The organism is Actinoplanes awajinensis subsp. mycoplanecinus (genome assembly GCF_001509495.1).
GTDB classification, from domain to species: Bacteria; Actinomycetota; Actinomycetes; order Mycobacteriales; family Micromonosporaceae; genus Actinoplanes; species Actinoplanes palleronii.
On sequence record NZ_LLZH01000305.1, the window covers coordinates 50,052 to 60,969 of the forward strand.

Annotated in this window: 12 protein-coding genes; 6 read left to right on the forward strand and 6 right to left on the reverse strand. The window is 71.3% G+C overall.

The window, feature by feature from the left end; genetic code table 11:
• The gene (locus tag ADL15_RS37470; protein ID WP_067701667.1) at positions 1-867 is read right to left on the reverse strand and encodes a Midasin; all 867 of its coding nucleotides are present in this window, start codon (positions 865-867) and stop codon (positions 1-3) included.
• A gap of 295 nt (positions 868-1,162) precedes the next feature.
• Here ADL15_RS37470 and ADL15_RS37475 point away from each other — a divergent pair, with 295 nt between their 5' ends.
• Positions 1,163-2,305, forward strand: a complete 1,143-nt coding sequence (locus ADL15_RS37475; RefSeq protein WP_067701671.1) for a serine hydrolase domain-containing protein — start codon at positions 1,163-1,165, stop codon at positions 2,303-2,305.
• A gap of 177 nt (positions 2,306-2,482) precedes the next feature.
• Positions 2,483-3,439 carry an intradiol ring-cleavage dioxygenase gene (locus tag ADL15_RS37480; protein WP_067701674.1) on the forward strand — a complete coding sequence of 319 codons (957 nt, stop codon included), beginning with the start codon at positions 2,483-2,485 and terminating at the stop codon, positions 3,437-3,439.
• Positions 3,440-3,585: 146 nt separating this feature from the next.
• On the opposite strand, the gene ADL15_RS55960 is transcribed toward ADL15_RS37480, so the two are convergent.
• The gene (locus ADL15_RS55960; protein WP_232344783.1) at positions 3,586-3,930 is read right to left on the reverse strand and encodes a hypothetical protein; all 345 of its coding nucleotides are present in this window, start codon (positions 3,928-3,930) and stop codon (positions 3,586-3,588) included.
• A 4-nt stretch (positions 3,931-3,934) separates the two neighbouring features.
• Between ADL15_RS55960 and ADL15_RS37485 the strand changes: the two genes are divergently transcribed.
• From ADL15_RS37485 to ADL15_RS37500, 4 genes are all read left to right on the forward strand, one after another.
• Positions 3,935-5,038: a hypothetical protein gene (locus tag ADL15_RS37485; protein ID WP_232344784.1), complete on the forward strand. Its 1,104-nt coding sequence runs from the start codon at positions 3,935-3,937 to the stop codon at positions 5,036-5,038.
• A gap of 372 nt (positions 5,039-5,410) precedes the next feature.
• The gene (locus tag ADL15_RS37490) at positions 5,411-6,382 is read left to right on the forward strand and encodes an MFS transporter (protein ID WP_067701679.1); all 972 of its coding nucleotides are present in this window, start codon (positions 5,411-5,413) and stop codon (positions 6,380-6,382) included.
• 16 nt (positions 6,383-6,398) lie between these two features.
• Entirely contained in the window at positions 6,399-7,187 is a 789-nt protein-coding gene (locus tag ADL15_RS37495) for an SGNH/GDSL hydrolase family protein (protein WP_232344785.1), read from the forward strand.
• A gap of 193 nt (positions 7,188-7,380) precedes the next feature.
• Positions 7,381-7,617, forward strand: coding sequence for a hypothetical protein (locus ADL15_RS37500; RefSeq protein WP_157441841.1), 237 nt, complete (start codon positions 7,381-7,383; stop codon positions 7,615-7,617).
• A gap of 59 nt (positions 7,618-7,676) precedes the next feature.
• On the opposite strand, the gene ADL15_RS37505 is transcribed toward ADL15_RS37500, so the two are convergent.
• From ADL15_RS37505 to ADL15_RS37520, 4 genes are all read right to left on the reverse strand, one after another.
• Positions 7,677-8,003, reverse strand: coding sequence for an XRE family transcriptional regulator (locus ADL15_RS37505; RefSeq protein WP_067701683.1), 327 nt, complete (start codon positions 8,001-8,003; stop codon positions 7,677-7,679).
• On the reverse strand, positions 8,000-8,365 hold the full coding sequence (locus tag ADL15_RS37510) for a type II toxin-antitoxin system RelE/ParE family toxin (protein ID WP_067701685.1): 366 nt from the start codon (positions 8,363-8,365) through the stop codon (positions 8,000-8,002). Before ADL15_RS37510 ends, ADL15_RS37505 begins: the two co-directional genes overlap by 4 nt.
• Positions 8,366-8,882: 517 nt before the next feature.
• Entirely contained in the window at positions 8,883-9,791 is a 909-nt protein-coding gene (purU, locus tag ADL15_RS37515) for a formyltetrahydrofolate deformylase (protein WP_067701687.1), read from the reverse strand.
• Positions 9,792-9,915: 124 nt separating this feature from the next.
• Positions 9,916-10,918, reverse strand: a 1,003-nt coding sequence (locus tag ADL15_RS37520; RefSeq protein WP_067701689.1) for a TDT family transporter, incomplete at its 5' end; no start/stop codon positions are given.

Sequence of the window (10,918 nt, forward strand, 5' to 3'; positions counted from 1 at the left end):
TCAGCGCCAGTCGGTGACCTGCAGTGGCCCGGAACCGGCCGCGCTGACCCGGACCGACACGGCCATGCCGCTGGTGCTGTCGTTGCTGCCGCTGCCGTCGTTGCTGTCGTTGCTGTCGTCGTTGCTGCCGTCGTCGTCACCGGTGCCGTTGTCGTCACCCGAGTCGTCCGTGCCGTCGTCGTCGGAGCCGCCGTCGCCCGCGCTGGAGTCGTCGCCGTCCAGCGGGTCGGTGCCGTCGGCGAACTCGTCGAGGTCGCTGACCCCGTCGCCGTCGTGGTCCTCGTCCGCGTCGGCCACCCCGTCGTCGTCGCTGTCGGCCGCTTCCGGGTCGTCGCCGAGCAGGAACTCCTGGGCGTTGGTCAGGCCGTCGTCGTCGGCGTCCTCATCCGCGTCGGAGACACCGTTGTCGTCGCTGTCGGCCTCCTCCGGGTCGTACCCGAGCTGGAGGTCCTCCAGGTTGGTGAGCCCGTCCTCGTCGGCGTCCTCGTCACCGTCGACCACGCCGTTGTCGTCGGAGTCGTCGTTGCGGGGCTCGTAGCCGAGCGCGAACTCCTCGACGTTGCTCAGCCCGTCCTCGTCCGGGTCGGCGGCCGCGTCGTTCTTCCGCGGGTTGAGGCGGAAGCTGACCTCCCAGCCGTCGGTCATCCCGTCCCGGTCGGTGTCCGCGTTGCGGGCGTTGGTGCCGGCCTTGTACTCGGCCTTGTTGGTCAGGCCGTCCCGGTCCTTGTCCGCGCGGGCGTCGTTCTTCTTCGGGTTCAGGCCGTTCGCGGTCTCCCACTTGTCCGGCATGCCGTCGCGGTCGGTGTCCTTGGTCGCCGCGGTCTTCTGCGCGCTCGGTTTCCCGGCGGCCAGGGCGGCGCTCGACATCGACAACACGGTGGCGGTGGCAGCAGCGGCGGCAACGGCGACGGCAACGGAACGGCGGTGCTTCACGGTGGGGGCCTCTCGACGTACCAGTACGGGGAGTCACCACCGTAGGGCTCAGCGTGACCCCGTGGCGGTTTGAGACCTGACCTGCCCCGGAGGCGCTCCCGTTCCGCTACCAAGTCCGACGGGCCTTACGGGTGCGGGATCGGGGGAGCCTCCGGGGCCGACCCGGATGGCCGCGGGTCGCGCAGGCGGAAGGGTGGTCATCGATCAACCGGCCATAGTGGAGGTTCCGATGAATCGTCGTTCGCTGCTCGGTGGGGCACTCGCCGGAGGACTGCTCGCGGTCACCGGGGTCAGACCCGCGTCCGCGAAAGAGTCTGCCCTCCCGCCGCTGAACACCGCCGGGCTGGCGGCCGCCATCGATCCGCTCCCGGCGGAGATCAGCGGCGCGCTGGTCCGGATCGAGGGCGCGGCCGGGCGGTGGCACGGGCGGGCCGGCGAGGCCGAGATCGGCACCGGACGGCCGGTGCCGTGGGACGGCCGGTTCCGGATCGGCAGCATGACCAAGGCGTTCACCGCCGCGGCGATCCTGCAGCTGGTCGCGGCCGGGCTGGTCGAGCTGGACGCGCCGTTGCGCCGCTACCTGCCGGATCTGCTGCCCGAGGGCTACCCGGGCACGGTCCGGATGGCGCTGGACCACACGCACGGGCTGCGCGGCACGCCGATCCCGAACAAGGACCGCGCGTGGTTCCTGGCCCACCGGTACGACACGTTCGAACCGGGCTCGCAGGTGCAATGGACCGAGGAGCCGCTGTTCGAGCCGGGCACCCGGCAGGACTACAGCAACCTCGGGTACATCGTGGCCGGGCTGGTGATCGAGCGGGTCACCGGCCGGCCGTACGCGGACGCCGTCCGGCGCGGGGTGCTGCGCCCGCTCCGGCTGCGCGCCACCTCGCTGCCCGGCACCCGGCTCGGCGTCCCCGGCCCGCACGCGCACGGCTACGAGCGGATCGTCGAGGGCGACACGGTCCGGTACGTGGACGTGACCCGCGCCAACCCGACCCTGCAGTGGGCCGCCGCCGAGATCATCTCGACCACCGCCGACCTGGACGACTTCCTGGTCGGCCTGCTCGGCGGCCACCTGCTGCCGCGCCGCCAGCTGGCCGCGATGCTGACCGTCCCGTCGGACGCCCCGATCTGGGCGCCCGGGGAGGACGAGGACGGCAGTCCGGCGACGTACAGCGCCGGGCTGTCCCGGATCCGGCTCGGCGGCGTGGAGGTCTGGGGCAAGTCCGGTGACCGGCCGGGCTACAACAACGGGATGGGCGCGACGCTCGACCTGCGGCGCCGGGTGACCTTCTCGCTCAACACGCTGACCATGGGCGGCAATCAGCCGGTCACCGCCCAGCGCCTGATCCTGGCCGCCCTGACCTGACCTCATCGCGTACCAGAAAAGGGGTTGATCGTCGGGCCGGAAAACCGCACGCACACCGGAAGATGCGCACCGGCCGGGGAGGACGCCACCCGTCGGCCTTATCAAAACGGAAATGTCGGCATGAATCTCTCCCGAATCCGATACTGGGCGTAGTTTGTCCAGAATCGGAGGAAACATATGCCGCGCTACGAAGGTCGCGATCTGCCTCGCCCCGATGACGAGGTGTTCGATCAGGGGCTGGACTTCGACCTGGGCACCCTGAGCCGCCGCGGACTGTTCCGGGCGTTCGGCGCCGGTGCGGTCACTCTCGGGCTTGCCGCCTGCGGCAAGAAGTCCGCCGAGGAGACCGCGTCGGCCCCGGCGTCCACCTCCGCCTCGTCGGCCGCCTCGGGCGAGATCCCGGACGAGACCGCCGGGCCGTACCCGGGTGACGGGTCGAACGGGCCGAACGTGCTCACCGAGAGCGGCATCGTCCGCAGCGACATCACGTCCAGCTTCGGCGACGCGAGCGGCAAGGCCGAGGGTGTGCCGATGACGCTCACCCTGACGATCACCGATCTGGCCAAGAGCGGCGCGCCCTTCGCCGGGGTCGCGGTCTACGTCTGGCACTGCACCCGCTCCGGGGAGTACTCGATGTACTCCACCAGCATCGCGAAGGAGAACTATCTGCGCGGCGTGCAGATCGCCGACGCCGCCGGCCAGGTGACATTCACCAGTATCTTCCCGGCGTGTTACTCCGGTCGCTGGCCGCACATCCATTTCGAGGTCTACCCGGATCAGGCGAGCATCAGCAGCGCGTCGAACGCCATCGCCACCTCGCAGGTCGCCATGCCGAAGGCGGCCTGCGACACGGTGTTCGCCACCGCCGGGTACGAGGCCTCGATCGCCAACCTCGCGCAGGTCTCGCTGGACGACGACAACGTGTTCGGCGACGACGCGGGCGCGCTCCAGCTGCCCACCGTGAGCGGGGACGTCACCGCCGGGTACACCGTCTCGCTGACCGCGGGCGTGGACACCACGACGACGCCCACCGGCGGGAACGCCCCGGCCGGCAGCGACGGTGCGCCCAGCTCCGGCGGGCCCGGTGGCGCGCCGCCGAGCGGACCCCGGCCCAGTGGGGCACCGCCGAGCTGAAAAATGGTATTTCGACCATGGTGGCCGTCGGGGTTGTTTCCCGGCGGCCACTTTCTCGATACCGGTTCACATAATTGGCGGGTTAACCGGTAAAGTCGGCCGTCGCCATCGTCCCCGATTGCGGTTCAGTGCCATTTAATCCCCCCTTAAGAAAAGCTTAAAACAATGAGGAAACTCGACATGCGTGCAGCGGAAGAACACCGCGCCGGCCAGCGGTGGATCATGGCGGCGGTCGCCGTGGCCCTCGTCGTCGCGGCGGGCGCGTGCTCCAAGTCCCCCACCTCGTCCTCCTCCGCTTCCTCTTCTTCGTTGTCCACGTCCGCCGCCTCGGCCGGCCCTTCCGACGCTGTCACCCCGGCCGCCCCCAGCGTGTCGGTCGCGCCCAGCGGCTCCGTGTCGCCGGCGGCGAGCGCCGCTTCTGCCGCTGCCGCGCCGGCCGCCACCGGCGCCTGCGGCCGGACCAAGTCGGCCAAGCCGGTCACGAAGGTCACCCAGGTGAAGCTGTCCGCCAAGGTCGTCGGGTACGGCGGCGAGGGCGACACCGAGAAGCTGCCGATGGCCATCGCGGCCCGCCCGGACGGCGGCTCCTGGCTCGCCTGGCTCGGCACCGGCGGCAAGGTCTACCTCGGCAAACTGGGCTGCGACGACAAGCTGGTCGGCACGCCCACCAGCTTCGAGGGCATCGACCTGCAGGACGTGCAGGCCGACAAGACCGGCGGCGTGCTGCTGCTGACCCGCAAGGGGAGTTGCGGCGACACCCCGCTCTGCGGCGGCGAGTCCAGCCCCTGCAACACCATGCACATGATCCGCTTCGACACCTCCGGCAAGCTGGTCTGGCAGCGCCAGGTCACCAACCTGAGCAGCAGCCGCACCGGGTACGACGACGGCGCCCGCTTCATCTGGTGGTACCAGCACCACGGCCGGTTGGCGTCGGACGGCAAGACCTTCGCCGCCTACTTCGGCGTCGCGATCACGGTCAAGAACGGCAGCTGCGTCGACATCCACGAGGGCGACCGGATGCAGGTGGTCAGCGCGAGCGGTGCGCTGGTCAGCGGGCATCGGGACGCGTTCGAGGTGGGGTGCAGCCACGCCTGGACGTCGCGGGTGGTCTGGGATCCGCGCACCAGCCACTACGTGACGGTCTGCGCGACCGACAACGACTGCCGGATCGCGCGGCCCAACCCGTACCGGACGGTCGCGGCGGGGACCTGCGACGGCACGCTGTTCGGTGGGGACCTGGTGCTGGCGAAGTCCAAGGGCTACTGGACGGCGTGGAGCCAGGGCGGCAAGGCCCGGCTGGCGCACTTCACCACCGGCAAGGCGGACACCAGCATCACCACGTCGGCGAGCACCGGCCACCCGCACCTGGCGGCCTACGGCACCGGGCGGATGCTGCTGACCTGGCAGTCGGGTTCGTCGATCGCGGCGCAGGTGTACGACTCCGGCACCGGGAAGGCGACCGGCGCCAAGTTCACCATCGCCGCCAAGGACCACGACTACACGGCGCTGAAGTCGTACGCGGACGGCAGCATCGCCTATCCCGCGGCCGGCAGCAGCACCTCAGCCATCACGATCGCCCGCGTCCTGCCGATGAGCTGACCCCCTCCCGCCTCACGGCCCGCCGGTTTCCTCTCCGGCGGGCCGTCCCGTTCCCGGACCCCGGCCTGCACCGGGTTCGCTTCCCGGTCGCGGTTCGTGGCCGGTCCGGGCCGGTTTGCCAGAGGTGCGGGCGGCGCAAGGTCCCCGCAAACGTCACGACTCGCGGGCTGGTCGTGGCCGCCCTTGTGGAGTGCTCATAACGGCCGCCACGGCCAGCCGGGGTTGCCTGGCTGGTTCTGGGGGCCCTTGTGGAGTGCGTATAACGGCCGCCACGGCCAGCCGCGGTGCTGAGGGCCGCTGGGCCGTGACGCGTGCTGCGCAGCCGGGGAGGTATCGACGGTCGTTAGGGTGGGGTGGTTGCGGGGAGGTGTGATGTCGGCGGTCGGGGCGCTGGTGGCGCTGGCGGTGTCCGCGTTCTGCTACGTCGCCACCGAGACGCTGCCGATCGGGCTGCTCTCGCTGATCTCCGCGGATCTGGGCGTGCCGGCGGCGTCGGTCGGGCTGCTCGTCACCGGGTACGCCGTCACCGTCAGCCTCGTCACGTTCCCGCTGACCTGGGTGACCCGGCGGATGCCGCGGCGGCGACTGGTCAGCACCCTGCTCGCCCTGCTGGTGGTCGCGACGGTCGCGTCCGCGCTCGCTCCCAGCTATGGCGTGCTGCTCGGGGTGCGGGTCGTGGTCGCGCTGACCCAGGCGCTGTTCTGGGCGGTGGTCGGGCCGATCGTGTCGGCGATGTTCGAGGTGCGGGTGCGCGGGCGGGTCAACGCGGTGGTCTTCGCCGGCGCGTCGCTGGGGCCGATGCTCGGGGTGCCGGCCGGCACGTGGATCGGGCAGCAGTACGGCTGGCGGGCCGCGTTCGGGGCGCTCGCCGTGCTGGCGCTGCTCGCGTACGCGATGGTGGTCTTCCTGATGCCGCGGATCGAGGTGGCGAACACGCACGCGGCCACCGGCACCACCCCGGACGCCCGGCGCTACGCCGTGGTGGTCGTCGTGACGACGCTGTCGGTGGCCGGGCTGTACACCGCGTTCACGTACACCGAACTGTTCCTGACCACGGTGACCGGGTTCGCGGCGGGTGCGCTCGGGCCGCTGCTGCTGGCGCGCGGGGTGGCCGATTTCGCCGGCGCCGGGCAGCACCGACATGGCGTCGGCCGGCAACTCGGTCGCGTTCAACGTCGGCATCGCGAGCGGTTCGCTGCTCGGCGCCGGGGTGCTCGAGACCTACGGCGCGCGGGCCACCCCGCTGGCCGGTGGTGTGCTGGTGGTGGCCGCGCTGGCGGTGCTGGCCGGCGAGTCGTTGATCACGGGGTCGCCGGAGGGCCACCGGGTCACCGCGAACGCTGACTAGTCTGTGGCCGGGATGACGAACGACCGGTGGGAGAGCGGTATGCGGTACGTCGCGATCGGGGACAGCTTCACCGAGGGCATGGGCGACACCCAGCCCGACGGGAGCGAGCGGGGCTGGGCCGATCTGGTCGCCGCCGGGTTGGCGGCCGGGCTGGGCGAACCCATCCAGTACGCGAACCTGGCGATCCGCGGCCGGCTGCTGCGCCCGATCGTCGACGATCAGCTGGAGGCGGCGCTCGCGCTCGACCCCAAGCCCACGCTGCTGTCGCTCAACGGCGGTGGCAACGACATGCTGCGCCCCGGCGGGGACCTGAACACCCTGGTCGAGATGACCGTGAAGGCGATCCGCCGGTGCCTGGACGAGGGTGTGCAGGTGCTGCTGCTCTCCGGCGCCGACCCGTCCTCACACCTGCCGTTCGGCAGCAAGTTCCGGCGCAAGGGCGACGCGCTGACAAACGCGGTCGCGCCGATCGCGCAGAGCTACGACCTGACCTTCGTCGACGTCTTCCACGACACCGAGATCCAGCGGGCCGGGTACTGGTCGGGCGACCGGCTGCACCTGAACGCGGCCGGGCACCGGCGGGTGGCCAGCCTGGTGCTCAGCGCGCTCGGGCACGAGACGCCGGCGCACGTGATCGATCCCGGTCCGGGCGCGCGCAACGGCCTGCTGGCCGAGGCCCGGTACTACCGCGAGCACGTGCTGCCGTGGGTGCAGCGGCGGCTGCGTGGCCAGTCGTCCGGCGATCACCGCAGCGGCAAGTACACCGACTGGATCTCGGTTCCGGCGACCCAGCCTGCCTGATGCCGGGCAGGGGGCGTCGGCCCGCCGCGGGTGAGCCGGTGGTCGACCGGGGTGGGGCTGGTCCTGCTCGCCTTCGCCGACCCGGCCTTCCCGGCCGCGTACCTGGGCCGTCCGGTGGTCCGGGAGCCTGAGCAGGTCACGGTTGACGCCGAAGAATCACGTCGTACGCTCGCGGCCGCGCCGGGAGCTGGCGGTGACCGTACGCCGCAACGTCCGCGCGACCCTGATGTCGGTGGCCTGCCCGATCATCGCCCCGGCCACCGCGAAACCGGCCGGCCCGGTCCGCTGGAAGCAGTTCCTGATGACCGCGCTGGTCATCTGGTGCCTGCAGACCGCGGTCTCCACCGCCCTGCGCCCCCTGGTCGGCGACTGGCCGGCCATGCTCCGCTCCGGCGTCACCATCATCCCGGTGGTCGCCCTGATGACCTGACTCATCATGCCCCGCCTGACCCGCCACCTAGCCACCTGGCTCCACCGCCGCCGTTGAGGTCAGCCGACGACGAGGCGTTCGCCGCCGAAGTCGGCGACGATCTCCATGCGTCCACCGAGCGCCGTGATGTAGGCGGCAAGGGTTCTCAGCTCACTGGCGTCGACCTTGGCGCGTTCGATGGCGGAGACGCGCTCCTGGCGAACGTTCATCCGCTCGGCGACCTCAGCCTGCGTCAGCCCCAGCCGCTTGCGCATCTCGGCGAGCCGATGGGCTCGACTGACGTTGATGAGAGCCTGCGCGCCGGCCTCGACCTCGGCACGATCCGCCGCCTCGGGAAAGAACTCGGCGAGGAAACCTTCGCGGTCGTACCCCTGGGTGCTGCTCACGACTCCCCCTTCTCCTTCAGATAGGTCGAATACCTCGCCTCGGCGAGAGGAATCGACTGGCGGTACCAGGCCGTCCACTGCCCAGCCTTGTCGCCGGCGACCAGGAGGACCGCGTTGCGGGTGAGGTCGAAGATGAACAAGATCCGTATCTCCGTCGTCCCGGTCGAGCCGGGTCGAAGTTCTTTCAGGTTGTGCAGGTCGGAGCGTTTGACGCGATCGACCAGGGGCCGGCCGAGGCTCGGGCCTTCGTCGAGGAGCGCGGCGATCGCTTGGCCGACCAGGATGGCACTGGCCCGGTCGGTGCGGCGGAGCTGGTGAAGCCAGTCCCGCACCTCCGCCACGAGTTCCAGCCGGTAGGCCACGCCGCCTACGTTACACGGTTTTAGTACCTCTAAGTACTAGCCGTTGACGGCCGCGATACTGCAGGCGGAATGTCTGCACGTGGCAGCGCTGAATCCAAGACGGCAGACTCTGTGCACGCGGACGCGGAGATCGCGGCCGCGGGACCCTCGGAGAGCGAGGGCGAGTGACACGGGAACCGGCTTCAGCCGGCGAAGGTGATCGCAAGGTGCCGAGGGGCGCCGAATTCCTCGATGAGGCCGGTCAGCGCTTCGCGGAGGTTCTGGAGCGCGGCTTCCTCGGTGTCGCCTGCGGGGAGCTTTGCGGGGCTGGTTTTGTGGTGTGACCGCGGCCACCCGCGGGCGTCGCCCCGGAGGGGTTCGCGTTCTGGGCGCGCCGGCGCCCTGCGAAGCCCGCAGGGGTCCCGGCGGGAGCGGCGGTCGGTACCCCGGCGGACGCACGACAAAAAGATCTTGGAAAGCGGACCGCGACGACCAGCGGGCCCGCCGCCGATCCGGCCGGCAGCGGGCCGCGAGAGGATCAGCCGGCGAAGACGATCGTGTGGTTGTCGTGGCGGACGACGCGGTCCTCGCAGTGCCAGCGGACCGCGCGGGACAGCACCGCCCGTTCCACGTCGGCGCCGCGGCGCTGCAGGTCAGCGACCGTGTCGGCGTGTGACACCCGGATCACGTCCTGCTCGATGATCGGGCCCTCGTCCAGGGCCTCGGTCACGTAGTGCGCGGTCGCGCCGATCAGCTTGACGCCGCGCTGCTTGGCCTTGGCATACGGGCCGGCGCCGATGAACGCGGGCAGGAAGCTGTGGTGGATGTTGATGATCGGCACGCCGAGCCGCTCGATGAAGCCGGCCGAGAGGATCTGCATGTAGCGGGCCAGCACGATGAAGTCGACGTTGCCCTGCAGCAGCCGCAGGTGCTGCTCCTCGGCGGCGGACTTGTCCGGGCCGGCCGACGGCACGTGGAAGAACGGCACGCCGAAGAACCGCACCTCGTCGGCGGTGTCCGCGTGGTTCGAGATCACCATGGCGACGTTGACCGGCAGCTCGCCGCGGCGGTGGCGCCAGAGCAGGTCGAGCAGGCAGTGGTCGTCCTTGGAGGCGAAGATCGCGACGCGTTTCGGCGCGGACATGTCGCGCAGCGTGTACTCCAGCTCGAAACCCTCGGCGAGCGTGGCCTTCAGGTCCGCCTCGACCTGCGGCAGCCGGGCCTTGAGGTGGTCCAGCGCGAACACGGTCCGCTGGAAGAACGCGCCGCCGTGCGGGTTGTCGGAGTACTGGTCGAGCTGCACGATGTTGGCGTCGTGCTTGCCGAGCACCGCGCTGATCGCGGCCACGATGCCGGTCCGGTCCTTGCCGTGCACGATCAGGACGGCCTGATCGTCGGTGGGCCCGGGATGTGTGCGGACCGCGGGTGCGTTCTGGGTCACCGTCACGTCGGTCCTCCTCTCTGTCGCCGGCGCGGGCGGGGTGCAGGCGCGGCCGGGTGTCACTGAAGATCCGAGCAGGGATTCTTCCGCAACGACCGGGTTCGCGGTGCCAGGGGTCCAGCGGGCGGGATCAGGCGGGCCGGGCGAGCGTGCCGTGGCGCAGTCCGCGGGCGGTGCGGAACGCCACGAGGGCCCAGGCGGTCAGCAGCGCGCCGTAACCGAGCACCGCGATCAGGGCGAGGGCCGTGGCGTGCAGGTGCGCGGCCAGCGCGGACGTCCCGGTGACCATCGTGCCGACCGGGAAGGTGAACGACCACCAGCTCAGCGAGAAGGGCAGGTGGGTCCGGACCGCGCGTACCGTCACGGCTGCGGCCAGGCCGGCCCAGAGCAGGGCAAAACCCCATGCGGGTACGCCGTAGAGCACGCCGAGGGCGCCGAAAGCCCGATCGTACGGCTCGGGCAGCACCCCGTGACCGGCATCGCCGAGCAGATTGGCGGCCGTGATCGACTGCCCGAACGGCCCGATCCCGATCCACAGCACCGGCGCGGTGGCGACCGGCCCCACCCGCAGCGTGGCCAGCCGATGCCAGATCAGCGTGAGCACCACGAACGACGCGATCAGGCTCATCCCGAACATCGCCCAGCACCCGAGCAGCAGCGTCAGCCGCACCTGCCCGGCCGGGGCGTACGGCACCAGCAGCGCCCCGCCGCTCGCCGACACCATCGGCGGCACCACCGCGATCAGCCAGCCGGCCGACGCGCCGTCCCCGCCGGTGTGCCGGGTGAACTGCAGGAACGGCACGGTCACCGCGGCCACCAGCCCGGCCGCCGTGCCCGCCGACCAGAGCACCCAGTCCACCGTGACCGCGGCGGTCGTGCCCAGCACGTCCCGGCCGACCAGCAGCGTCGCGGCGCCGACGGTGAGCAGGGCCATCGGCGGGGCGCCGTAGAACGGTGCGAGCACCGGGTCGCCGCCGTGCCCGAGGGCGACCCGGGGCCGGCGCAGGCTGCCGGCCAGCAGCACGGTGAGCACGACCACGGACAGCAGCCAGGCGACCAGCGCGAGCGTGTCCAGGCCCGGTACCCGCCACGGCAGGACGGCCGCGGCGGTGGCCAGGATCGCGGTGCCCATC